Genomic DNA, 25,736 nt, shown 5'->3' with positions numbered 1-25,736 from the left:
CATAAATCAGCTTTAAAAAAAATCGCGCCGGCTTACCAGTATTGATCAGCCATATAAATAAACTGAGCCATGGCCGTGGCACCCAGCAGCAGTTCGCGTTTATTCACTTTATCAAAAGTATCTTCCGCCGAATGGTGAATGTCAAAATATCTTTGCGGATCCACAATTAACTCAGCAAGCGGCACACCCAGCTTGCGCAGAGGCATAATGTCGGTCCCGGCATATTGTAGGTCGAAATTGTAAACGCCATATGGCAGAAAGAGAGGTTGCCAGGACTGCGCCTGTTTACGTTTGGCCTCGTCCATTACTAATCCAATGCCTCTCGGTGTAAATCCACCACCATCACTTTCCATGGCCAGTACGTGAGCTTCACCGCTTTTTTGCACTTCATCAGCATAGCTGTTTCCGCCACGGACGCCATTTTCCTCGTTGGCATAGCAAATCACGCGGATGGTATGGTTCGGTTGCAGATTAAGCTTTTTAAAAGTGCGCAGTACTTCAATACTTTGTACAATCCCGGCACCGTCGTCCTGTGCGCCTTCGCCCACATCCCATGAATCCAGGTGGCCGGCGACTGCAATCACTTTTTTATCTTTTTTACCGGTAATTTCCCCGATGACGCTGTACGAGCTCACCTCACCCTTCATGGTACAATTGGAGTTTAACTTCGCCGTAACTACCTGCGTCCGCGCCAGTTTTTCCAGCCGGTCTGCGCTCTGCGGACCAATAGCAACGGCCGGAATTTTGTGTATATCATCGGCATCATAACGCATGGCACCGGTATGCGGAACATCATCTTCTGCTGAAGAAAGTGAGCGAATAATAACTGCCACCGCGCCGTTCTTCCCGGCCCATGATGCGGCAGACCGGCGGTAGATCCCGGCATCGCCATATGCTTCACCCGTACTGACGAATCTCGGGTTGAACGGATAATTGAACAGCACAATTTTACCTTTCACCTGATCTGCCGGTAAACGGTCGAATTCTGCTTTGTCTTTCACCGCAATGATTTGCGCCGTCACATCTTTACCACCGGTACCTTCTGAATTTCCCAGGGAGAGCATATTCACGGTAGTCCAGCGACCGTTTTTCTCCTTGATATATAAAGATTCAGCGCCTCGGTACCAGACCGGAACCATCACCGGCTGTTTCCAGACTTTGTCTGCACCGGCTTCTTTTAATTTTAATACGGCCCAGTCCACCGCTTTTTCGTAGGCATCGGAACCGCTAAGCCGCGCTCCGATATTTTTAGTTAAATCATGCAGGTTGCTATAGGCGGTTCCGTTGGTCAGAACCTCATCTGCAATTTTGCGGAACTGTACTGAATCATTTTTATAAGAAGTTTGTGCAAATAAAATTCCGCCCAGGAAGAGCGGAATAAGGGATAGAATATGTTTTTTCATAGGATTAGTTTGGAAATCTAATCAAATGTAAGCAAAATTTTAAAAAAATTAACTCTTCATATCGTACATTAAAAGTGCGGTAACCAACTTCGGTTCAATATACGTGCACTTTGGCGGCATTTTAATGTTGCGGTCTGAAACTTTAAGCAAATCATTGAAGCTCACAGGATAAAGTCCGAACCCAACTTTATACTTACCGGAATCCACCTGATCTTTAATGGCCTGAATTCCTGTTGTCGTCGAATTTCCTTTGATATAGGTGATTTTCTCCGTCGTTTTCGGATCTTCTATTCCGAGGATATCTTTAAAAATATATTCCTCCAGAAGGTAATGATCCAGATCGATCATATCACCCGGATGACTGCGCAGTTCCGGTTTTACGTGAAGTGAATAAAATTTTCCGTCCAGATACATGGACATATGAAACTTTTGGGAAGGGAAGTACAGGCCGTCTTCTTTCTGATGAATCTGGAAACTCTTTTCTATTTGTGCCAGGAATTCTTCACTGCTTAATCCGTTCAAATCTTCCAGCAAACGGTTATAATCATGAATTTTAATCGACTGGTTCGAGACGATAAAACTCAGCACATAATTATAAGGCTCATTGCCATTATGTTTTTTAGACTTCTGCTGTTGTTTGTCTGCGTGTAAAGCAGCTGAACCAATGCGGTGGTGGCCGTCTGCAATATAGAAGAAATCGGTTTGTTCCAGCACTTCTTTGAACTGCTGCATTTTCAGCCGGTTATCAATGCGCCAGATCTTGTGTCGTGTACCCGCCTCATCCACATAGTTCAGGATGGGGACATTTTTCTGCTCATGATTCATCAGGAGTTCTACCTTTGGGTTGGCAAGATAGGTCAGTAACACCGGCTCCGCCTGCACATTTACCTTATCTAAATAATAAGCAAGGTTTTCTTTTTTATGTGTCAGCGTAGATTCATGTTTTTTAATTTTTCCCTGGCGGAAATCTTCCACACTGGAGAGCCCCATGAGTCCGCGGAAGGACGTTTTATCTTTCCGGATTTGCTCGTACAGGTAATATGCTGAATTATCCTGAACCAGCGTGCGGTTTTCCAAAAGCTCTTCAAAGTTCTGACGGATTTTGCGCAGGTTGCGGTCCAGGTCTTTCGTTTTATTCGCTACGTACGGCTGAATCATTTTTATGTAACTGGAATCCTGCTCGGATTTCAGGTGGATTTCTTCTTCGGAAAAGTTGTCCAGCGGATGCGTCGGGAAAATATCCACGTACTCATCACTTGGCCGGATTCCGCGAAACGGCTTAAAGATCGGCATGCAAGTTTACAGTTGGTTAGTAATATCGATAATCTGTTCCGCGAGTTCGCGCCCGATTTTGTCCTGTGCATCCAGCGTGCTTCCGCCTACGTGCGGCGACAGCGACAGGTTGGGGTTCATCAGCAAAGCCAGTTCGGGCGTCGGTTCATTCTCGAAAACATCCAGCGCGGCACCGGCAATTTTCCCTGATTCCAGATGATTCAGCAGGGATACTTCGTTTAGTACACCGCCGCGCGCTGTGTTCACTATAAATACGCCGTCCTTCATCATTTCAAACTGTTCGTCATCCAGCAGATATCCGTCGGTTGTAGGAATATTGATGCTCAGGAAATCTACGTCCGCGAGGAAAGTTTCCATATTGGTTTCGGAACTGATTGCAAAAGAAACCTCCTGACCGTCGAAGAATTCAAGCATTACTTCTTCGGTCCTGGGTTTACGGGTCAGTACTTTCACTTTCATTCCCAGCCCGATTCCCATTTGCAAAACTTCTTTACCAATGGCACCGAAACCAATAACGCCCAGCGTTTTGCCCTGCAATTCCACGGCGCCGGCAAATGACTTTTTCAATGCTGCAAAATGAGTTTCCCCTTCCAGCGGCATTAGCCGGTTGGACTCGTGCAGGAAACGCGCGAGTGAAAAGAAATGCCCGAAGACCAGTTCAGCCACAGAGCGTGAAGAGGCTTTCGGCGTGTTAATAACATAAAGTCCTTTTTCAATCGCGTAGGCTGCGTCAATATTATCCATACCGACACCGCCGCGACCGATAATTTTTAAGTCCGGGCACGCATCGATTAAATCACGGCGAACTTTCGTTGCGCTGCGTACTAGTAAGGTCTCGATTTGATTATCATTAATAAACTTCGCCAGATGTTCTTGTGAGACCTTCGAGGATACGAGTTCAATCCCGGCTTGCTCAAGCATATCGATTCCGGCCTGTGAAATGCCGTCGTTTGCAAGTACTTTCATAAAAATCAGTTGAGGCTTTTCATTATATCTACTAATACCTGCACACTTTCAATAGGCAGGGCATTATATAAACTGGCTCTGTATCCGCCGAGGGTACGGTGTCCGTTCAGACCGTTGAGACCGGCGTTTTTCCATGCTTCATCAAAACTTTCCTTCTTGCTGTCATCAAGTAAGCGGAAAGATACGTTCATCAGGGAACGGTCTTCCTTATTGCAGATAGTTTCAAACAGCGGGTTACGGTCGATTTCCTGATACAGCAATTCTGCTTTGGCGCTATTGCGCTGTTCGGCAGCTGCAATTCCACCGGTGCGCTCCAGTTGCTGCAAGGTGAGCAATGATGCGTAAACGGGAAAAACAGGCGGCGTATTGAACATGGATTCTTTTGCAATGTGCAGCGAATAGTCCAGGTATGAAGGAATGTCACGTCCGGTTTTGCCTAAAACCTCTTTTTTAACCACCACTAAGGTCGTTCCTGCAGGACCCATGTTTTTTTGGGCACCGGCATAAATTACATCAAACTGCGAAAAATCCAGCTGGCGGGAGAAAATATCGGAACTCATATCACACACCATTGGAATATCCACTTTTGGGAAACTCTTCATCTGCGTGCCGTAAATAGTATTATTGCTCGTGCAGTGGAAATAGTCTGCGGCCGGATCTACTTCGTAGTCTTTTGGAATGAAACTGTATTTCTCTTCTCTGGACGAACCGGCAATTTCAACAGTGCCGAGCTTTTTAGCTTCCTTAATCGCTCCGGCAGCCCACACACCGGTATCGAGATACACAGCCTTTCCGTTTTCCTGTTTCATCAGGTTGAAAGGAACCATTACAAACTGCAGGCTGGCACCTCCCCCTAAATACAGAACCTCATACGAGTCGTCGAGGTTCATCAGGCGTTTTACAATGGCGCGGGCTTCTTCCATTACCGGAACAAAGTCCTTGCTTCGGTGGGAAATCTCGAGCAGCGAAAGGCCGATCCCATTAAAATCTAAAATTGCTTCTGCGGATTGTTTCAGCACTTCCTGCGGTAAAATGCACGGGCCGGCGCTGAAATTGTGTTTTTTGCTCATTATTTTTTGGATTTGGTTGAGCGGAATCAGTGAGATATCTGTTTTTTGCAGAGGATTTTATTCGTTGTGCAGGAATGCCTTCTTCTCCAGTAGCGCTTCTTCGCTTTCCACATGGTCTTCATCCGGAATACAGCAGTCCACCGGGCATACAGCCGCACATTGAGGCTCTTCGTGGAAGCCCATACATTCCGTACATTTATCGGTTACGATAAAATAAATGTCATCACTTACCGGTTCCTGTGGTGCATCTGCATCAATAGTTAATCCGGATTTCATGACGACTGTTCCTTTCAGTGCCGTACCGTCAGACGCCTTCCAATCCACCGCTCCTTCATAGATCGCGTTGTTGGGGCATTCGGGTTCGCAAGCACCGCAGTTAATACATTCGTCGGTTATTCTGATAGCCATAGCTACTTAATTTATAATTTGTACAAAGATAAAAAAAATCCTTCGCATTCAGGGCGATTCAGCCGGGTTGGTTTGCTTTAAAATAGCACCTGAAAGCATTGGCAAGATGCAGGCTAAAGTTTACTTACTTCACAGCGGAGCAGAAACTTTAACTTTTAAGAAGAACGTCCGTCCACTGTCTATAACCTGGTCTGAAATACGCCACAGCATTATTTTTGCATAAAACCGTATCTTTAAACTTTAAAAAAAAAAGGAGAAAGATCAATCCGTTTTTAAGCATTTGATTTAAGTCTTTTTTTATATTTTTTATTCTAAAATTAATGGACAAACATACACTCGCTTCTTCAACTGATACCGGCTGCTGTTCTGATTCGGGATGCAGTACTGGAAAAAATAGAAAAAGCGTAACCCAGGACCATGATCACGTGCATGAAGTACCCGAAACTACATTTGAAAAAATAAAGGTGTTCTTGCCAGCAGCAATGTCATTAATACTGCTCGGTACCGGTTTGCTATTCGACTACGGTATGAAAGCAGATTGGTTTACCGGCTATCTAAGGCTTTTCTGGTATGGGGCCGCGTATCTGCCGGTAGGGTTGCCGGTGCTCGGTCAGGCCGCGAAGAGCATGCGTCACTGCGATGTGTTTTCTGAGTTTTTCCTGATGGGCCTGGCCACCCTTGGGGCTTTTGCCATCGGTGAGTATCCGGAGGGAGTCGCGGTGATGCTTTTCTATACCATTGGCGAAATTTTTCAGGGAATGGCCGTGAACCGCGCCAAAGGAAATATTGCTGCTTTACTCGATCAAAGACCGGATGAAGCGACAATAATTCTGCCGGATGGCACCTTTTGCGAAATGCACGCGCGCGAAATTTTGCCTGGCCAGATCATTCGTCTGAAACCCGGTGAAAAAGTAGCTCTGGACGGGCGCCTGCAGTCTGAACAATCATTTTTCAACACGGCCGCGCTCACCGGCGAAAGCGTGCCCCAGCGAAAAGAAAAAGGAAGTGAAATACTGGCAGGGATGATCAACATGGATTCTGTTGCCACCTTGGAAGTTACCACTCCGTATGAGGACAGCAAACTCTCCCGTATTCTGGAAATGGTACAGCAGGCAAGCAGCCAGAAAGCACCGACTGAATTATTTATTCGCAAATTCGCCAAAATTTATTCGCCAATTGTTTTCTTTCTGGCCGTCGGAATTTGTTTGTTGCCGTATTTTTTTGTTTCTGATTATATCTTTCGGGACTGGTTATATCGGGCGCTGGTCTTTCTGGTAATTTCCTGTCCATGTGCGCTCGTGATCAGTATTCCGCTTGGATATTTCGGTGGGATTGGTGCTGCGAGCCGCAACGGTATTTTATTTAAAGGCGGAAATTATCTTGACCTGATGGCGAAAATAGACGCGGTCGTGATGGACAAAACCGGCACACTGACTGAAGGCGTTTTTAAGGTACAGGAAGCGGTTATTAATAATGGCTTTAACCAGGATGAAGTACTGAGCTTGCTGAACGCGATTGAATCTGCTTCCAGCCATCCCATTGCAACGGCGATTAAAAATTATGCGGGAACGGAAGCGCCGTTTATTAATCTAAATGAAATCAGGGAAATTCCGGGGAAAGGTTGACAAGCTGAAAAAGAAGGTAAGATAATATTGGCCGGTAATTTTAACCTGCTGGACCAGTTTGGCGTTTCGTATGACCTTAATCCCGAAAATATTGTGGGAACAGTCGTGGCAATTGCCGTGGACGGACAATTTGCGGGTTACCTCACCGTAGCAGATGAAATCCGGGCCGATGCAGCCCACGCAGTGCAGCGCCTGAAACAATTGGGCGTTCACGTCGCCATGCTGAGCGGTGACAAGGATCAGGTAGTGCAGTCTGTTGCTCAGAAACTTGGGATCGATATCGCGTTTGGAAATCTCTTACCGGAAGATAAAGTACAGAAGTTAAAGGAAATAAAAGCACAACACGCCGCGGTTGCCTTTGTGGGTGATGGTGTGAATGATGCGCCGGTAGTGGCGCTCAGTGATGTGGGGATTGCCATGGGCGGTCTCGGCAGCGATGCGACCATTGAAACGGCGGACGTGGTGATACAGGACGATAAACCGTCGCGGCTTGCTTCGGCCATTATGGTGGGTCGCAAAACGAGACAGATTGTGTGGCAGAATATTATTTTAGCCTTTGGTGTTAAAGCGGCTGTACTCGTGCTGGGTGCGGGTGGGCTGGCCACCATGTGGGAAGCAGTTTTTGCCGATGTGGGAGTCGCCTTGCTGGCTGTCTTAAATGCGGTAAGAATTCAGAACAGTAAATCGTTTTAAGATTACAAGGAATGAAAGCGTGTTTCCCTGGTGCAGTATTTTTTTAAATTAAAACTGCGTAAATTTGCGCCTGCTACAAAAACGGCAGGAATTTAAAATGGATAGAGCGCAAAATATGGCTGCCCTGGTACAGCTTGGTGCAGAACTCAGGGAATTTGCAGAAAAGGATCAGAATTCGTACAACGAGGGAGAGCAGTATCTTCTCGCGTTGTGCCGCAAAGCTGAAATCGAAAATTCCTGGTTCACGCTCGAAAACCAAAAATTCGCTTTTGCGGAGTGGGGCAAACTGTTACAGGAAGAGCCACTGAAGAACTGGCTTTCGCATTACAAACCTGCTGCTCAACCGAAAAAAGTAGGTCTCATCCTGGCCGGAAATATTCCCATGGTCGGCTTCCACGATGTACTCTCGGTAGTGCTCAGTAACCATATTCCGTTGATTAAATTGTCTTCTAAGGACAAAGTCATTCTGCCGTATCTGATGAAACGCTGGGCAGCACTTTCCAATGACACTCTTCAATATGAAATTGTGGAAAAGCTCACTGATTTTGACGCGGTAATTGCAACCGGCAGCAATAATACAGCACGCTATCTGGAATATTATTTTAAAGACCATTTGAGCATCATTCGCAAAAACCGCACTTCTGTCGCAGTACTGACGGGAGAGGAAACGAACGAACAACTGCGGTTACTGGCAGAAGATATTTTCCGTTATTTCGGTTTAGGCTGCCGCAATGTAACGCGGCTTTTTATCCCTGCAGATTTTAAACTCGATCGCCTGTTTGAAAATTTTCTTGATTTTAAAGAGGTGATCAATCATCACAAATATGCCAATAATTACGAATACAACCGTGCCGTCTATCTGCTGAACCAGGAGCCGTTTTGGGATAATAATTTCGTGATGCTTCGGCAGGACGATGCTTTATTTTCGCCGCTGTCTGTTATTAATTTCAGCCGATACAGTAATCCTGAAGAGGTGTTAGCGTACCTTCGAAACCACGAGCATGATATTCAGGCGGTGGTCAGCGAAGCCGGTTTTATTCCCGAGAAAGTCTCTTTTGGTGAAGCGCAACATCCTGCATTGGATGAATATGCTGACCGTGTGGACACCATGCGTTTTCTCGAAGTTATTTAAAACTTTATTTTAATCCCAGCGGCTGTGCTGCGGATTGAGCAGCGTCGCAAAAATCATCACCTGATCGCCGAACGCGGCAGCAATCAGTTCGCTGATGTTCACCAATTCGTTCTGCATAAATTCTGAGCGTTTTTCATCATCAGCGAAGAAGAGCAGAAGATTTGTGTTTTGTCCTTCCCGGACCATATCGGTTTCCACGGTGGAAAGCACGTATTTCTCGGCTTCCAGCAGGTTATCGGCCATGTTCTTCAATTCTTCGTTAAGATACTTTTCCCAGCGCTCCTGCAGATCTGCCGTGGAGTGAAAGGTGACACTTAAAATACTCATCTTTTTTAACTAATTTTTATGACGTAAAACAGTTGCTGCTGCTGCAAAAGTCGGTAATTTTTCGTAATTTAGCACGTTATTAAAATTGAAAGAAAAGCACAGCGCGGGTGTCTGCTTAATTGCCTGGCTGTGAGATTATAGAATCATTATGCATACAGAAGGAGAAAAGTTAATTCCGATTAACATTGTCGATGAGATGAAGTCATCATACATTGACTATTCGATGTCGGTAATCGTTTCCCGGGCGTTGCCTGATGTGCGCGACGGATTGAAGCCGGTGCACAGGCGCGTATTGTACGGAATGTACGGCCTTGGAGTTTTTTCAAACAGAAAATATTTAAAGTCTGCCAGAATCGTTGGGGATGTATTGGGTAAATATCACCCGCACGGGGATACTTCCGTGTATGATGCGATGGTTCGTATGGCCCAGCCTTGGAGTTTGCGTTATACGCAGGTGGACGGTCAGGGGAACTTCGGTTCCATGGATGGTGACCCGCCGGCAGCAATGCGTTATACCGAGGCGCGCCTGAAAAAGATTTCTGATGAAATCCTGGCGGACCTGGATAAAGACACGGTTGATTTTCAAAATAACTTTGATGATTCCCTGACGGAGCCAAAGGTGCTTCCTACCAAGATTCCAAATCTGCTAGTCAACGGAACTTCCGGTATTGCCGTGGGGATGGCGACTAATATGGCGCCGCATAACCTGTCCGAGTCGGTGGACGCTATTTGCGCTTATATCGATGACCGCGAGATTACGATTGATGAACTGATGCGTCATATCGTAGCACCGGATTTCCCAACCGGCGGAATTATTTATGGCTATGACGGCGTGCGCGATGCGCTGCATACCGGACGGGGGCGCATTATTTTGCGTGCACGCGTTGGCTTCGAGGAAATCGGAAACCGCAATGCGATTGTCGTAACCGAAATTCCGTATCTGGTAAACAAAGCCGAAATGATTGCGCGTACCGCTGAATTGGTAAAGGATGACAAAATTCCGGGGATCGTGGAAATCCGCGATGAGTCTGATCGGTCAGGACTGCGCGTAGTTTATGAACTTAAAAATGATGCAATTCCGAATGTCGTGTTGAATATGCTGTATAAGTATACTTCACTGCAAACGAGTTTTAGCGTTAACAATATTGCCCTTGTAAATGGCCGTCCGGAGCAGCTGAATGTGAAGGACCTGATTCGTCATTTTGTGGATCACCGTCACGAAGTAGTGGTGCGCCGTACCGAATATGAACTGAGGAAGGCCCGTGAGCGTGCGCATATCCTCGAAGGGTTCATGAAGGTAATCGGTACACAGGATGCGCTGGATCGTGCAATCGCCATTATTCGTCACAGTGCCAGCCCGAATGATGCGAAGGAAGGCCTGATGGCTGAGTTTGAGCTTTCCGATATTCAGGCACAGGCTATTCTGGACCTCCGGTTGGCAAGGCTGACCGGTATGGAGCTGGATAAAATCCGCGCGGAATATGACGAGATCATGAACCTCATCAATAACCTGGAAGATATTCTGGCCAATGAAGGGCGTAGATTTGAAATCATTAAGGAAGAACTGCTTGAGATTAAGGAAAAATACGGCGATGAACGCCGGACTGAAATTGATTACTCCGGTGGCGAAATGTCCATTGAAGATTTGATTCCGGATGAAAAAGTGGTTCTGACCATTTCTCATGCTGGTTATATTAAAAGGACATCACTTTCCGAATACAAAATTCAAAGCCGCGGTGGCGTAGGAAACCGTGCTGCCACGACCCGGGATGAGGACTTCCTGGAATATATTGTAGCGGCAACCAATCACCAGTACATGCTGTTCTTTACGGAAAAAGGACGCTGTTTCTGGCTGCGTGTTTTCGAAATCCCGGAGGGCTCCAAAACAGCCAAGGGCCGCGCCGTTCAAAACCTGATTAATATTGAGCCAGACGATAAAATTAAAGCGTATATCAGGACCAATGATCTAAAGGATGCTGAGTATGTGAATCAGATGAACGTGGTGATGATCACGAAAAACGGGACCATCAAGAAAACTTCGCTCGAAGCATATTCCCGTCCGCGAACCAATGGGGTAAATGCAATTGAAATCCGTGATAACGATCAGTTGTTGGGCGCAAGACTGACCAATGGCGCATCTGAAATTATGATCGCGACCAAAAACGGAAAATGTATTCGTTTCCCTGAAGAGAAAGCGCGTGCCGTGGGCCGGGGTTCCATCGGTGTTCGCGGAATTACGCTGGAAGATGGCGATGAAGTGATCGGTATGATTGCTGTGAATGATGTTGAAAATGAATCAGTGCTGGTGGTATCCGAAAAAGGATATGGTAAGCGTACAGCCGTGGAAGATTATCGTATCACCAACCGTGGCGGCAAAGGTGTTATTACCTTAAATATCACCGAAAAAACCGGAAACCTGATCGCCATTCAAAGCGTTACGGACGAAGATGGTCTGATGATTATCAATAAATCAGGGGTAGCCATCCGTATGGGCTTGGACGAAATGCGCGTCATGGGTCGTAATACCCAGGGTGTTAAACTCATCAACTTAAAGAAAAACGACGAAATCGCAGCCATTGCCAAGGTAGAAATGGATAGTGAGGTTGCCGAAGAAGAAACGGTCGAAAATCCTGAACTGAATGGTGAGGTAGCAATTTCCGAAGAGCCCTCTGCAGATATTAATAATGAAGCTACCGAGGCATCTGATGATACTGCTGAAACTAACGAATAAAAGTCAACTTTAAAATAACTTGAAATGAAAAAAATATTTTTAACCGCAACCCTTCTGGCAGCTGTTACCGTTTTCGGGCAGAAAAAAGAAATTGCTGCCGCTGTAAAAGCAGTTGATTCCGGCGACCTTGCCGGTGCCAATGCGCAAATCAGCCAAGCAGAAAGTGCGATGAATAATAATATTGCCGTTCTGGAGCCAGCCGTTTTGGAGCAGTATTACTATGCAAAAGGCCTTGCCCTATTGAAATCCGGTAAAACAGCCGAAGGCGCACAGTACCTTTCGAAAATTAATGACCTTGCAAAAAATCCTGTCTACGTAGGAAAAGACGGACGTACCAAGATGTACTTTGTTGGAAAAGCAGCAGCAGATGCTTCCGGCCTGAGTAGTTTGAAAGAAGAGCGCTATACTCCGGTCCTGATGTCTAAGCTTGCCGGTTCCATCAATCCGGTGATCGAAACTGCCAACAAGCAGGCACTCGACGCTTACAATGCTAAAAAGTACGCGGAAGCAGCACCGAAGTTTGCAGAAGTGTATAATCTTCTCAACGCGGCAGGTCAGGATAATAAAAAGTACTTGTACTACGCAGGTCTGGCCTATGCCTTGGCAGATAAAAAAGACGACGCTATCAAAGTATATAAGCAGCTGATTGACAGTAATTACAATGGCGTAGAAACCACCTACACGGCGAAAAACAAGAAGACCGGCGAAACTGAAAACCTGGAAAAAAGCACTTGGGAACTGTATAAGAAAATGGGAGCTTCCGGAGAGTATGTTGATTTCAAAACAGAAACTTCTCCGAGCATGGAACAGGAACTGTATGAAACCACAGTGGCCCTGTTGTTAGACAGCGAACGCTCCGATGAAGCGTTAGCCTTGATCGAGCAGGGACTGAAAAAATTCCCGACCAATGCGAAACTGGGCGAACTTCAGGGAACAGCGTATTACAAAGCCGGAAAAACGGATGAGTTTACCAAAAGCCTGAAAGCACAGCTCGCTAAAAATCCGAACGATGCCACCAACTGGTACAATCTGGGCGTACTGCAAAGTAAAGATCCGGCCCTGCAGGCAGAAGCTACTGCTTCTTATAAGAAAGCAATCGAACTGAAACCGGACCTGATTCAGGCGCATCAGAACCTCACCTATTTGACCATGGGGGATGACGCCAAAGCTATTGATGATTATAATGCTGCACGTACAGCGGGTAAAACCGAATTGGCGAACCAGATCATCGAAGCACGTCGTGTACGCCTGGCCAATACATTGCCATACGCTGAAATGTGGTACAAGCAGGATCCGGGCAACCTCGACGTAGTTTCATTGCTGCGCGGTCTCTACTTATCCACAAAGAATGATGCAAAATATCAGGAATTCAAAGCGAAAGAAGCTGAATTGAGCAAAAAGAAATAATGTAGTTACCACTAACTACCAATTGCAAAAGCACACTTTATTATATAAGGTGTGCTTTTTTTAGCACAGCATCTGAAATTTTTAAGGCGTAAAAAAAGGCTGGCTGTCATTTTCTTCGTAAATTCACCTTCAAATTACCTTTTTTATGAATCCAGCAGAAAGAATAGCAAGTTTGCGCCAGAAGATGGCCGATGAAAATATAGATGCATTTATCGTGTACTCCGCAGATCCGCACATGAGCGAATACCTTCCGGCGGAATGGCAGGAACGTTCCTGGCTGTCGGGCTTTACCGGCTCCGCAGGATTTGTGGTGGTAACAAAAGAGAAAGCAGGCCTCTGGACCGATGGCCGGTATTTTACGCAGGCACCCATTGAACTGGCAGGTTCCGGCATTGATTTGTTTAAAGACGGCATGGAAGGCACGCCGGATTATATCGACTGGATCATCGACAATACGCCGGAGCACGGTGTCGTCGCTGTGAACGCACTGGCAACTTCGCACGCCAACTGGGAGAAACTCAGCGAAAAACTAAAGGCAGCAGACAAAATGCTGATTGACGAACCTTTGCTTAAAGACCTTTGGACCGATCGCAATCCCAATGCGGTAAAGAACCCGATTTTTGTACATCCCGTGGAGCGCGCCGGGAAATCAGTGACCGAGAAAGTGGCCGACATTCGACACAAAATGGAAGAAATGTGTGCCTCCGTTCATATTATTTCCAGTCTGGATGACGTTGCTTGGACCCTCAATCTTCGTGGCAGCGATGTGCAGTCCAATCCTGTGTTTTTAGCGTATATTATTTTAACAAAAAATGAAACCAAGCTTTTTGTAGACCTTGAAAAGCTTGATGCTGAATCGCGCGAACAGCTGCAGGAAGCCTGGGTGAAAATTCTGCCATACGAAAAGTTTTATGAAGAACTGGGTACCTGTGAAAACGAAACCGTATTGGTTTCACCTACCAGCAACCAGGCTATTTTTGAAGCCTTAAAAGAAAAAAACACTTTCATCAAAGCACCCGTTCCCGGCAATCTGATGAAAGCCGTGAAAAACGAAACCGAACTCGCCGGCTTCCGTACCGTCATGAAACGCGATGGGGTAGCGATGGTGAAATTCCTCTACTGGCTTACGCATCAGGCCGGAAAAGAAGCGATGACTGAATACAGCATCGGCGAAAAACTACTCGGTTTCCGCGCCGAAGGAGAAAACTTTGTCGGCGAGAGTTTTGGCAGTATTGTGGGCTTTCGTGAAAACGGCGCCATCATGCATTATTCTGCCAAGAAAGAAGGAAGTAAAGACGTAACCAACCAGGATACCATCCTCGTAGATTCCGGCGGCCAGTACCTCGAGGGAACCACTGATATTACTCGTACGCTGGCACTCGGTACGCCTTCTGATGAATTTAAACACAATTGCACGCTGGCGCTCAAAGGGCTCATTCAGCTTTCCATGGTCAAATTTCCCAAAGGAACACGTGGTGTGCAGCTCGATGCTTTCGCGCGCCTGGCTTTGTGGAAAGAAGGGAAAGACTATAACCACGGCACCGGTCATGGCGTCGGCAGTTTCATGAACGTGCACGAGGGGCCGCAAAACATCCGCAAGGATATGAATTTCCAGGAACTGTTGCCGGGCATGGTGCTGTCCAACGAGCCGGGCTTTTACTGGGAAAACCATTACGGGATCCGTCATGAGAACCTGATTGCGGTGCAGGAAGTCGAAACCACTGAATTCGGAACTTTCTATGAATTTGAAACATTGACTATTTGTCCGTTTGATCGGAAGGTCATTAAAACAGAATTGCTGACAGAGCCTGAAAAAGACTGGCTGAACGGTTACCATGCTTGGTGCCGCGAAAAGCTGGAAGGCCAGCTGCAGGGCGAAGTGCTCAGCTGGTTCCTGGAGCAGGTTCGACCTCTATAAAATTTGAAAAGCAGATCGTAATCGGTCTGCTTTTTATTTGGGCGTGCCCCGCGCCTTCGCTGCGCTGCGGCGCGCGTCGGGCTTTTCACTGCAATTCCTCCCGGCCTCCTATCGTCGGCCGGTCCGGGATTTCCGCTGCAATCCCTCACGCAACTCCCGCTGCCGTGGAAAGTTTTAGCCATTTACTGTAGAAAAAGAAGAAAGAGTAAAGAGGAAAAAATAAAATATAATGAAAGTTTAAAACCTTCATTTTCGACATAAATGGTTCTGCTGCAATGCTTTAATGTGCGCAGTATTCCCTCCACCTTCGCATTTTCAATAAGGCATACGATTCATACCAAAACTTTATACTCAGTACAACATACTTCACACATTATATTTAGCGCTTTCTACAGTGTACATTTTACTTTATACATTATACATTCTACATCACATCCACTGCCCATTTTTTCCTATTTTTGCCCGATGCGCTGGCTGAAAATTTTTCTCGTTATTATTATCCTACTCGGCGGTGTGTACGCTGCACTTATGTCTGTGGTGGATGAAAGTCAGGATTTCACTGTAGAGAAGGAGTTGCCGTATCCTGTGGATAAAGTATTTCCACAATTTGTCAACCTCCAGAATTTTGCACGCTGGAATACCTTTTTTTCCAAAGAGAAAAATCTTTCTTTTCAGTTTTTCGCGCCGTACGAAGGGCAGGGGAGTTCCATGACCTATCGCAGTGCAAAAGGAGATAAAAAGGGAGGCGAACTGTTCGTGCGATATATTAATCCCAACCGTACTTTAAAGCTGGAACTTTTTGAAGGGGAGGATAATATGCCGTATCATATTGATATTAAATTTATTCCTTCCGGAAATAAAACCAAAGTAATCTGGTACATCCACACGCCAGCACAACCATATCTGAAACGTTCTGTAAATCTAATTGAAGAAGATGACTGGGCCGGCTCCGTAGATAAAAGCATGGCGCAGCTTTCTCAAATGATGGGGAACAAAGTTCAACGCGAAAACCGGCGCAATGCAGTAGTCTTCGACAGTATCTTTGTCGATCGCCAGGAAAGTGCCTTGCTTCTGGGCATCAGTGCCAATGTGAAAAACAACAAAGGGGCGTTCTTCCAGAGTATTGTGCAGCACCATAACAAAGTCACCAACTATGCGAAACTCGATTTAGGTAAAGAAGAAGATGAGTTCGGCGAACCGCAGTTGCTGGCAGATGGTGATCAGTTCAAGGATAAAATCATTTCCTTTTATTACGGCATTCCGATGCTGCGCCGTGAAAAAATATTTGACAATAATTTCACCTATCGCGAAACTCAGGCCGGCACTTCGTATGTGATGTATTATAAAGGAAATTTCGCAGGTCGCCTGCGTGCCGTTCAGCAGTTACGCGAAAAGGCGAAGTCCGAAAATCTGATTCCGGGCAAAATTATCATTACCTTTCTGGAAGAACCGGTTTCCGAGGACAAGGTCTTATTGAAAATATCAATGCCTGTATCTTAGAAAGTCACCTGCAGCGCGGATTATTGCTGTTCATCAGTTCACATATTTTTGTTAAATTTGTTCTCTTAAATTATAACCCCAGATAATTTGTAAATGATGGACAAATTTTCGTTCCTAAATGCTGTACACGCACAGTTAATCGACGACTTATACCAACAATATCTGAAGTATCCGGATTCACTGGAGCCTTCCTGGAAGTCTTTTTTCCAGGGCTTCGATTTCGCGTTGGAAAATTATGGTGAGGAAGCAGGGTACAGCGGCGGAACACAGGCTTCGGCTCCGGTGCAAGCGACTGAACAGGCTGCTGCGCAAGGGCAGATTCCCGAAGAGATTGAAAAGGAGTTCAAGGTGCTGAACCTAATTGAAGCCTATCGCACCCGCGGCCATCTTTTTACAAATACCAATCCCGTGCGCGAGCGCCGGCACTTTGAGCCAACGCTGGCTATCGAGAATTTTGGGCTTAGCAAGCAGGACCTGACTAAAAGATTCAGCTCTGCCAAAGAAACCGGGATGTCCGGACCTGCTACTTTGCAGGAAATCATAGACCATTTGCAGCAGATTTATTGCAGCTCCATCGGACTGGAATATATGCACATCGGTAATGTGGAAGAGCGCCAGTTCATCCGCGAGTGGATTCACGTAAACAGCAATCGCCCGAAGCTGAACGCAGATGAGAAAGTGGAAATTCTGGAAAAACTAAACCAGGCCGTTGCTTTTGAAAATTACCTGCACACGAAGTTTGTGGGCCAAAAGCGTTTTTCGCTGGAAGGAGGCGAGTCTTTAATTCCGGCATTGGATCAGCTTATTACCCGTTCTTCTGAATTGGGAGTTGATGAGGTGGTGCTGGGGATGGCACACCGCGGACGACTGAATGTACTCACCAATATTTTCGGTAAATCGTATAAACAAATCTTTTCTGAATTCGAGGGGAAAGAATTTGAAGAAGATGTGTTCTCCGGTGATGTGAAATACCACCTGGGATCATCTAAAAAAATAAAAACCGCTAAAGGCGAAGAAGTTGCGATTAACCTCACACCGAATCCGTCGCACCTGGAAACAGTCGCGGCTTTGGTCGAAGGAATCTGTCGCGCAAAAGTGGACAATATCTACAAAGATTTCGGAAAAGTACTTCCGATTGTGATTCATGGCGACGGTGCGATTGCAGGTCAGGGAATCGTATATGAGGTGGCGCAGATGATGACTTTGGAAGGTTACCGCACCGGCGGAACTGTTCACATTGTGGTGAATAACCAGGTTTCGTTTACCACCAATTATCAGGACGCGCGTTCTTCCGTCTATAGCACCGATATCGCGAAAGTAACCGAATCTCCGGTGATGCACGTGAATGCTGATGACGTGGAAGCGGTGGTACATGCGATTCGTTTTGCAGCGGATTTCCGTGCGAAGTTTGGCAAGGACGTGTACATTGACTTGTTGGGCTACCGTAAATATGGTCATAACGAAGGTGATGAACCGCGGTTCACACAGCCGAATCTTTATAAACTGATTTCCAAGCATCCGAATCCGCGTGAGATTTACAAAGATCAGCTGATGAAGGAAGGCATCGTTTCCAGCGAGAAAATGAAGGAAATGGAAAGCAGTTTCAAAAAACTTCTGGATGCTGATTTCGATGCATCTAAAGAAATTGAAAAGAACGCCCTGGATCTGTTCATGGAAGAAGCATGGAAAGACTTTCCGCTGGCAGCCCGCGATACTGCTCTGAATCCTGTTGATACAAGTTTTGATCTGACAAAACTGAAAGAGCTCGCCATCAAAATGAGCACGTTGCCGGCTGACAAAAACTTTATTAAAAAAGTAAGCCGCTTGTTCGAAAATCGTCTGAAGATGATTGAGAACAACCAGCTGGACTGGGCTTTGGGCGAATGGCTGGTGTATGCTACGCTTCTTTCAGAAGGGCAAAATGTTCGTATTTCCGGGGAAGATGTGGAGCGTGGTACCTTCTCGCACCGTCATGCTTTAATTAAAACAGAAGACACCGAAGAAGAATACATCCCGCTGCGTCATATCTCCGACAGCCGATTTGATATTTATAACTCTCACCTTTCTGAATATGGAGTACTTGGTTTTGACTACGGGTACGCCATGGCATCCCCGAGCACACTGACGGTTTGGGAAGCGCAGTTTGGTGACTTTATGAATGGTGCACAGATTATTATTGACCAGTATCTGGTAGCTGCTGAAGAAAAATGGAAAATTCAGAGCGGTCTGGTGATGCTGTTGCCACACGGCTTCGAAGGCCAGGGTGCTGAACACAGTTCCGCACGTCTGGAGCGTTTCCTGACACTTTGTGCCAATGATAATATCACCGTAGCCAACGCGACCACGCCGGCCAACTACTTCCACCTGATGCGCCGGCAGATGAAATGGAACTTCCGCAAACCACTTGTGGTAATGTCTCCAAAATCATTGCTCCGCCATCCGAAGGTAGTTTCAACGCTGGAGGAACTGGCCAACGGATCTTTCCAACCAATCATTGATGATCACTCTGCAGATGCACCGAAAATTGAAAAACTGGTGCTGTGCTCCGGTAAAATCTATTATGAATTACTGGCCAAAAAAGAAGATCTCGGCGTAGATAATATTGCGCTGGTTCGTCTGGAACAGTTATATCCGCTTGATTTTAAAAAGATCAACGCCATCTTGGAGAAATACGGCAAGCGCAAGCAATTGCTGTGGGTACAGGAGGAGCCGGAAAATATGGGTGCGTGGACATTCATCCTGCGCAACTTCCGTGAAACCGGTATTCAGGTAATTGCACCGGTAGCCAGCGGTACACCGGCACCGGGAAGCCATAAAATGTTTGAGCGTAACCAGAATGATGTAATCAACCGCGTGTTCGACCGTAATGATGAACCTGAAAAACGTCCGGTAACTGCGTAATTGTATCTTTAGTTTTAATATTATAAAAAATATATCCGATGTCCATATTAGAAATGAAAGTTCCCTCTCCGGGAGAATCCATCACCGAAGTTGAAATCGCAACGTGGCTTGTACAGGACGGCGATTATGTAGAAAAAGACCAGCCCATTGCCGAAGTCGACTCCGATAAAGCGACACTGGAACTGCCCGCGGAAGAAAGCGGCGTGATTACCCTGAAAGCCGAGGAGGGAGACACAGTAGAAGTGGGTCAGGTGGTCTGCCTGATTGATATGTCTGCTGCCAAACCTGCCGATGGGGAAGCGAAAGAAGAGAAAAAAGAAGAAGCTCCGGCTGCTCCTGCGCCAAAACAGGTAGAGAAAAAGGAAGAACCTAAAAAACAGGAAACGTATGCAACCGGAACTCCGTCTCCAGCGGCCAAGAAAATCCTGGACGAAAAAGGAGTAAATGCTGCACAGGTTACCGGTACCGGACGCGACGGACGCATCACGAAAGAAGATGCACAAACGGCATCCGTTCCGGCGATGGGATCTGCTGACAACGGCGGTTCCCGCAGCACCAGCACCAGCAAACTGTCCGTACTGCGCAGAAAAGTGGCGGCCCGTTTGGTTTCAGTGAAAAATGAAACCGCGATGCTGACGACGTTCAATGAAGTGGACATGTCCGAGATCTTCCGTTTGAGAAAACAATACAAAGAAGAATTTGCACAAAAGCATGGCGTAGGTTTAGGCTTCATGTCCTTCTTTACAAAAGCGGTTACGCGCGCTTTGCAAATGTATCCTGATGTGAATGCCAGTATTGATGGTGATTATAAAATTAACTATGATTTCTGCGATATCTCCGTAGCAGTTTCCGGTCCGAAAGGCCTGATGGTGCCGGTGCTCAGAAATGCAGAAAATATGTCTTTCCGCGGAATTGAAGCCAACATTAAAAATCTGGCGGAACGCGTACGCGATGGCAAAATCACCGTTGATGAAATGACCGGTGGCACCTTTACCATTACCAACGGTGGTGTATTTGGCTCCATGCTTTCCACACCGATTATCAACCCGCCGCAGTCTGCGATTCTGGGAATGCATAACATTATCCAGCGTCCGGTAGCGGTAGATGGTCAGGTGGTGATTCGCCCGATGATGTATCTTGCTATGTCGTATGACCACAGAATCATTGACGGCCGTGAGTCTGTAGGCTTCCTGGTGGCTGTGAAAGAAGGAATTGACAATCCCGTGGAAATCCTGATGAACGGTGATGAAAGACGCGGTCTGGAACTGTAATTTTTATTACCGAAAAATAAATATTCAAGATCCCGCTGATAAAGGCGGGATTTTTGTATCTCTTGCCCTAAATATTGCTGCCATGTTTTCCACTACCTCTTTTGACATTAAAGTTTCAGTTGTTCCGGAATACGATATCATGAACAGTTATCCTTCGGAAAACCGTTTTGTTTTCAGGTACAATATCATTATTGAAAACCTGGGAAAGGAACCCATTCAGCTGCTGCGACGCAAATGGATGATTTATGATTTAGGATATGGTTTTACAGAAGTCTCCGGCGACGGTGTGATTGGATTGACCCCTGAAATCATGCCGGGCGAGAACTTCTCCTATTTTTCCAATGTAATGCTGCGCTCCGGCGTGGGAAGTATGTTTGGAATTTATTATTGCACCAACCTGAATACCAGTGAACAACTGGAAATAGAAGTTCCGCGCTTCAACCTGATTGCTGATATTCTGAGCAATTAATATTTACAGAACTTTCAAGTTTTTCTGCATCACACTGTGGATTTCGTCGGTACGTGTGACCATCATCTGATCAAAAGCAAGCAGCGCTATTTTCGCACAAACTTCAGCATCATCCCCCGCGCGGTGGTGATTGAAACTTAACTGGTGGTGATCTGCCAGGCTCTTTAAACCATATTTCGGTAAATGTTTCCAGGACTTTTTTGCAATGGAAATACTGCAGAGGTAGTTCATCTTTGGCCGGAAAAAACCATAGTGGTCCAGGCAGCTTCTTAGTACGCCGGCATCAAAGCTGGCATTGTGCGCAATCATTAAGGAGCCATACATCAGTTCTTCCGCCTCGTGCCACATTTCTTCAAAGGTGGGCGCGTCCTTAACCTCATCAGGTGTGATTCCGTGGACGGCGATATTTCTGGGACTAAAATACGGGTAGCTGGGCGGCTTGATGAGCCAGGTTTTCGTCTGTTTCACTTCGCCGTTTTCCACCACACAAATACCCAGTTCACAGGCTGAGTTCCGTTCGAAAGTAGCCGTTTCAAAATCTATAGCGCAAAAATCAATCATAAAATATAATTGCGAATTAATATTTCGCTAAAACGCAAAGGTACTGAGAATCTAAAAAGTATAACGATAAATAGTTGCTAAATATAACTCTGTATCTGGAATTTTATTTACCTAAAAAGCTCTTAAACACAAGCCATTTTTCGCTGTAGTAGTGTGTAATCTGCTTTTTTTGTCTTCTCTTGATATTTCCCGGCAACATTCGGTAAAAAGCAAAATGTCCTTTTAAAACAGCAATAAAATGCTTCGGTCCTAACTTTAAACCAAAATAAAATGCGGTGAAGGCATCCAGCACCAGCCGGCTGAAGATGACCGGAAAAAGCTTATCCGCAGGCAGATTTTTGGCGAGCATAGAAAGATTATTCCTAATGTTGAGATAGGTTTTTCGCGGATTTTGCTTTGTTAAGGTACCGCCACCAACGTGATAGACGGTACTGTCCGCGCAATAATATATTTTTTTTCCGGCATTCTGAAGCCTCCAGCACAAATCAATTTCTTCCTGATGCGCGAAGAACCGTTCATCAAAACCGCCCATCTCGAGAAACTCCTGACTGCGAATAAACAGGCAACAGCCGCTCGCCCAGAATATTTGCGCATTGCTATTATATTGACCTTCGTCTTTTTCAATATTTTCAAAAATGCGTCCGCGACAGTAAGGAAAACCTAAATTGTCAATCAGTCCGCCCGCCGCACCGGCAAACTCAAATTGATCCTTCTGATGATAATCTAAAACCTTGGGCTGTATGGCAGCAATGGAGCGGTCACTTTTAAATAAGTTTAAAACGGGCTCCAGCCAGCCTTCAGTAACTTCCACATCGGAATTCAACAGGCAATAATATTCTGCTTCAATATGCTGCAAACCCTGATTGTACCCGGCGGCAAAACCCGCATTTGTGGGATTGACGACAATCTGAACCTCTGGGAAATATTCCTGTAAATATAAAATGGAATCGTCTGTGGACGCATTGTCAATAACATATACTTCGGCCTGTGCAGAATGGCGGATTACGGTGGGCAAAAACTTTTCCAGCCAGGATTTTCCGTTCCAGTTCAGTATTACGACCGCCAGCGTATCAGACATGGGAAACGGTATTTTCGGTTTCTCTCATCGTTTTAATGGCGTGATCATATTTCCAGCGGCGGTGCGACCATAAATAATTGTCCGGATGTTTCCGGATTGTATTTTCGAGTAAAGTGTGAAACTTAGTCACTACTTCATACGGCTCAAACCGCTCACCATCCGGATAGATGCGATGGTAATTTACCTGGTAAAATCCACGCTTAACTTTCTTCATTTCACAGAAAACAAAGGCCATATCCATGCGTGTTGCAATTTTATCATATCCGATAAAAACGGGTGTTCTTTGATTTAAAAAACGAAGTCCGAGATTTATTTCTGAATAATGCGGTGTTTGATCGGCCACGAACATATAAACCGAGTTGCCATCATTAGGAGTACGGAAGATGTGACGAATCACCTCTCTGGCTTCTACCGCCGTATTCCCGAAACGATTGCGTAAACTCTTGATCTGGTCTTCCCAAAAACCATTTTGTACTTTGCGGTACACGGCAATGCTGTGTTCCTGTGGAATTAGTAAAGCAAGCGCATTGTACCATTCCCAGTTGAAAATATGACCGGATAACATGATGACATTTCGCCCCTCGGCTTTGGCTTCTTTAAAAACATCGCGGTTTAAATGTTGCACCCGAACCCGTAATTCCGTTGAACTGATGGTAAACGATTTAAAAGTTTCCACAATATAATCGCAGAAATTACGGTAAAACTGCTTTTCAATTTTGCGCAATTCCTCTGTGCTCTTTTCCGGGAATGAATTTTTTAAATTATTTTGAATGACTTTCCGCCTGTAACCAATCAGGTAATAGGTCACCATAAAAATAAGGTCGGAGAAAATGTACAGGATCTTCAGCGGTAACCGGGAGAACAGCAGCAGGAATTTAAATAAAAAGTTCATAGGCGAAACGCAAATTTAATCATAATAAAGTTTATTTTTACAGTCGTTTTATTAATTTGCAATACTAATATTTTAGAAATATGAATTACACTTTGAAAAGTTTAGTTGTCGGTGCACTTTTTCTTACAGCTGCTTCTGCATGCTCCCAGAACACAGCGCCGGCACCTGCGGATACTGCTCAAAAAACAGCGGTAAGTGACAGTGCTGCGGAACTGGCTGCCAGGAAAAAAGCTGCCGAAATGGAAAAAGCCAAGCTGGCCAAACCCTATAACCCTTCTGAAAATGCAGAAAGCAGACTTGCCGAACTTATTAAACAGGCCAAAGCTGAAAATAAAAACATTATGATTCAGGCCGGTGGGAACTGGTGCATCTGGTGCCTTCGTTTTAATGATTATGTACAAAAAACGCCTGAATTAAAAGAGATCGTGGATACTAACTATCTGTACTGGCATCTGAACTATTCTCCGGAGAACAAGAACGAAAAAGTATTTGAGCAACTCGGCAATCCGGGCGCGAAATACGGTTATCCCGTTTTTGTTGTCTTGGATCAGAATGGCAAGCAAATTCACACCCAGGACAGTGCCGTACTGGAAGAAGGAAAAGGCTACAGCCTGCAAAAAGTGAAAGATTTTTTCCTGGCCTATGCGCCAAAGAAATAACACATGGCCGGATGATTTCCGGCCTTTTTTATCCCAATAGTTTCCGGATCCAGCTAAACTTTTTTTGCGCGTACGGCGGATATTTTAGATTTGGTTCGCCCCAGGTTGCTCTTTTCAAAACCCCTTTTTGATGAGAAAAGGTTTCAAAGCCAAATTTACCGTGGTAGTTCCCCAGCCCGGAATTTCCTACACCGCCAAAAGGCAGATTGGGATTGCTCAGATGCATAATGGTATCATTAATGCACCCGCCACCGAATCGGACATTGTTGATAAATTGTTCCTGCTCTTTTTTGTCGTTGTTAAAAAGATATGCAGACAGCGGTGCAGGTTTTTCGGAAATCAGATTCAGTGCGTCCCTAAAGTCTTTATATGTCAGTATAGGCAGCAGCGGTCCGAAAATTTCCGCCTGCATAATTTCATCCTCAGGCTTTGCAGGGAAAATAAGGGTAGGAGCAATATATCTTTGCTGCGCATGAGTTTCTCCTCATAATAAATTGGTGATCGATTGAGCAGTTTTTGTAAACGACTGAATTCTTTTTCGTTAATAATTTGAGTGTAATGCGCAGCTTCAGCGTTATAGTCAAATTTCTCGATGAAATGAACAAGCAATTTTAAAAGCTTTTCTGCAACGCTTTCATGCACAAGAATATAGTCGGGTGCCACGCAAGTTTGCCCGGCATTTAAAAATTTACCCCAGATAATTCTCCTGGCTGCAATTTCCAGATCTGCAATTTCTGAAATGAAGGCCGGGCTTTTTCCGCCGAGCTCAAGGGTCACGGGGACCAGATTTTTCGCGGCGGCTTCGTACACTTTCCGGCCGGTGGCGGTGCTCCCTGTGAAGAAAATTTTATCAAACGGCAGTTGTGTAAGCTGCTGACCGGTATTTTCGTCGGCAGTAATTACTTTTAAAAATGCTTCATCAAAGTTGTTGTTAATGAGTTCCGCCATCATTTTCATGGTTGCCGGTGCAGTTTCACTGGGTTTGATGATGACGGTATTCCCGGCAGCGATCGCGGCAATTGCAGGTGATAACGAAAGCTGATACGGGTAATTCCACGCGCCGATTACCAGGACGCTGCCGAGTGGCTCCTGATAGATGGTGCTGCGCCCCCGCATGTTTGCCAGATTGGTGCGAACGCGTTTAGATTTGGCGAGTTTATGAGAGTGTTTTAAATAATAGTTGATATCATTCAAAAGAAATCCAATCTCGGTCGTGTACGTGTCAAAGGCTGGCTTCTTAAAATCCCTATAGATTGCTTCGTTCAGTTTTTCTTCATTCTGCCGGAGAATTTCTTTTAATTTTTTTAGCTGTTGCAGTCTAAAGGCAACCGGTCGTGTGGCACCGGAGCGGAAATATGATTTTTGTTTATCTAAAAGGATCTGGTAATTCATAAGGTCGGAAAATCAGTAGATATATTGTTATATAGATAAG

20 protein-coding genes and 1 pseudogene are annotated in these 25,736 nt (G+C 45.6%); 10 read left to right on the top strand and 11 right to left on the bottom strand.

Annotation, left to right across the window (positions count from 1 at the left end; genetic code table 11):
* Positions 1-32: 32 nt before the first annotated feature.
* Genes MVI27_RS00810 through MVI27_RS00790 form a run of 5 tightly spaced genes read right to left on the bottom strand, consistent with a single transcriptional unit; the run spans position 33 to position 5,140 of the window.
* Positions 33-1,403, bottom strand: a complete 1,371-nt coding sequence (locus MVI27_RS00810) for a M20/M25/M40 family metallo-hydrolase (protein ID WP_246958755.1) — start codon at positions 1,401-1,403, stop codon at positions 33-35.
* Between the two features lie 48 nt (positions 1,404-1,451).
* Positions 1,452-2,696, bottom strand: coding sequence for a DUF1015 domain-containing protein (locus MVI27_RS00805; protein WP_246958751.1), 1,245 nt, complete (start codon positions 2,694-2,696; stop codon positions 1,452-1,454).
* Positions 2,697-2,702: 6 nt separating this feature from the next.
* A complete protein-coding gene (locus MVI27_RS00800; protein WP_246958750.1) occupies positions 2,703-3,662 on the bottom strand; it encodes a D-2-hydroxyacid dehydrogenase in 960 nt (319 codons plus the stop codon).
* Between the two features lie 5 nt (positions 3,663-3,667).
* On the bottom strand, positions 3,668-4,732 hold the full coding sequence (gene serC / locus MVI27_RS00795; RefSeq protein ID WP_246958749.1) for a 3-phosphoserine/phosphohydroxythreonine transaminase: 1,065 nt from the start codon (positions 4,730-4,732) through the stop codon (positions 3,668-3,670).
* Between the two features lie 57 nt (positions 4,733-4,789).
* The gene (locus MVI27_RS00790; RefSeq protein WP_246958748.1) at positions 4,790-5,140 is read right to left on the bottom strand and encodes a 4Fe-4S binding protein; all 351 of its coding nucleotides are present in this window, start codon (positions 5,138-5,140) and stop codon (positions 4,790-4,792) included.
* Between the two features lie 320 nt (positions 5,141-5,460).
* Here MVI27_RS00790 and MVI27_RS00785 point away from each other — a divergent pair.
* A pseudogene (locus MVI27_RS00785) lies at positions 5,461-7,458 on the top strand (heavy metal translocating P-type ATPase).
* A 97-nt stretch (positions 7,459-7,555) separates the two neighbouring features.
* Positions 7,556-8,590 (top strand): acyl-CoA reductase, encoded by a 1,035-nt coding sequence (locus MVI27_RS00780; protein ID WP_246958747.1) that lies wholly within the window; start codon positions 7,556-7,558, stop codon positions 8,588-8,590.
* 9 nt (positions 8,591-8,599) lie between these two features.
* On the opposite strand, the gene MVI27_RS00775 is transcribed toward MVI27_RS00780, so the two are convergent.
* Positions 8,600-8,917 carry a DUF4286 family protein gene (locus MVI27_RS00775; protein ID WP_246958745.1) on the bottom strand — a complete coding sequence of 106 codons (318 nt, stop codon included), beginning with the start codon at positions 8,915-8,917 and terminating at the stop codon, positions 8,600-8,602.
* A gap of 148 nt (positions 8,918-9,065) precedes the next feature.
* Between MVI27_RS00775 and gyrA the strand changes: the two genes are divergently transcribed.
* From gyrA to apaG, 7 genes are all read left to right on the top strand, one after another.
* Complete coding sequence (gene gyrA, locus MVI27_RS00770) at positions 9,066-11,648, top strand: DNA gyrase subunit A (protein WP_246958744.1); 2,583 nt, start codon at positions 9,066-9,068, stop codon at positions 11,646-11,648.
* 24 nt (positions 11,649-11,672) lie between these two features.
* Positions 11,673-13,055, top strand: coding sequence for a tetratricopeptide repeat protein (locus tag MVI27_RS00765; RefSeq protein ID WP_246958743.1), 1,383 nt, complete (start codon positions 11,673-11,675; stop codon positions 13,053-13,055).
* A 145-nt stretch (positions 13,056-13,200) separates the two neighbouring features.
* A complete protein-coding gene (locus MVI27_RS00760; RefSeq protein WP_246958742.1) occupies positions 13,201-14,973 on the top strand; it encodes an aminopeptidase P family protein in 1,773 nt (590 codons plus the stop codon).
* Between the two features lie 465 nt (positions 14,974-15,438).
* Positions 15,439-16,473: an SRPBCC family protein gene (locus MVI27_RS00755; RefSeq protein WP_246958740.1), complete on the top strand. Its 1,035-nt coding sequence runs from the start codon at positions 15,439-15,441 to the stop codon at positions 16,471-16,473.
* 96 nt (positions 16,474-16,569) lie between these two features.
* Positions 16,570-19,374 (top strand): 2-oxoglutarate dehydrogenase E1 component, encoded by a 2,805-nt coding sequence (locus tag MVI27_RS00750; RefSeq protein WP_246959154.1) that lies wholly within the window; start codon positions 16,570-16,572, stop codon positions 19,372-19,374.
* Positions 19,375-19,412: 38 nt separating this feature from the next.
* Positions 19,413-20,645, top strand: a complete 1,233-nt coding sequence (odhB, locus tag MVI27_RS00745; RefSeq protein WP_246958738.1) for a 2-oxoglutarate dehydrogenase complex dihydrolipoyllysine-residue succinyltransferase — start codon at positions 19,413-19,415, stop codon at positions 20,643-20,645.
* Between the two features lie 82 nt (positions 20,646-20,727).
* Positions 20,728-21,114 carry a Co2+/Mg2+ efflux protein ApaG gene (gene apaG / locus MVI27_RS00740; protein ID WP_246958737.1) on the top strand — a complete coding sequence of 129 codons (387 nt, stop codon included), beginning with the start codon at positions 20,728-20,730 and terminating at the stop codon, positions 21,112-21,114.
* Between the two features lie 3 nt (positions 21,115-21,117).
* Here apaG and MVI27_RS00735 read toward each other — a convergent pair whose 3' ends face one another.
* The 3 genes from MVI27_RS00735 to MVI27_RS00725 all read right to left on the bottom strand — a co-directional run bounded on the left by MVI27_RS00735 (position 21,118) and on the right by MVI27_RS00725 (position 23,645).
* Entirely contained in the window at positions 21,118-21,675 is a 558-nt protein-coding gene (locus MVI27_RS00735) for a 3'-5' exonuclease (protein WP_246958736.1), read from the bottom strand.
* A gap of 103 nt (positions 21,676-21,778) precedes the next feature.
* Positions 21,779-22,753, bottom strand: a complete 975-nt coding sequence (locus MVI27_RS00730; protein ID WP_246958735.1) for a glycosyltransferase family 2 protein — start codon at positions 22,751-22,753, stop codon at positions 21,779-21,781.
* Positions 22,746-23,645, bottom strand: a complete 900-nt coding sequence (locus MVI27_RS00725; RefSeq protein ID WP_246958733.1) for a lysophospholipid acyltransferase family protein — start codon at positions 23,643-23,645, stop codon at positions 22,746-22,748. The genes MVI27_RS00730 and MVI27_RS00725 overlap by 8 nt, the downstream gene beginning before the upstream one ends.
* An 80-nt stretch (positions 23,646-23,725) precedes the next feature.
* Between MVI27_RS00725 and MVI27_RS00720 the strand changes: the two genes are divergently transcribed.
* On the top strand, positions 23,726-24,304 hold the full coding sequence (locus tag MVI27_RS00720) for a thioredoxin family protein (RefSeq protein WP_246958731.1): 579 nt from the start codon (positions 23,726-23,728) through the stop codon (positions 24,302-24,304).
* A gap of 28 nt (positions 24,305-24,332) precedes the next feature.
* On the opposite strand, the gene MVI27_RS11895 is transcribed toward MVI27_RS00720, so the two are convergent.
* Both MVI27_RS11895 and MVI27_RS00715 read right to left on the bottom strand, forming a co-directional pair.
* Positions 24,333-24,716, bottom strand: coding sequence for an aldehyde dehydrogenase family protein (locus MVI27_RS11895; protein ID WP_323134577.1), 384 nt, complete (start codon positions 24,714-24,716; stop codon positions 24,333-24,335).
* Positions 24,677-25,696, bottom strand: coding sequence for an aldehyde dehydrogenase family protein (locus MVI27_RS00715; RefSeq protein ID WP_323134576.1), 1,020 nt, complete (start codon positions 25,694-25,696; stop codon positions 24,677-24,679). The genes MVI27_RS11895 and MVI27_RS00715 overlap by 40 nt, the downstream gene beginning before the upstream one ends.
* Between the last annotated feature and the right edge of the window lie 40 nt (positions 25,697-25,736).

Source organism: Chryseobacterium salipaludis, assembly GCF_022968825.1.
Classification (GTDB): Bacteria; Bacteroidota; Bacteroidia; order Flavobacteriales; family Weeksellaceae; genus Kaistella; species Kaistella salipaludis.
Note: the sequence above shows the minus strand (reverse complement) of the source record. Positions and strands in the feature narration are given on the sequence as shown.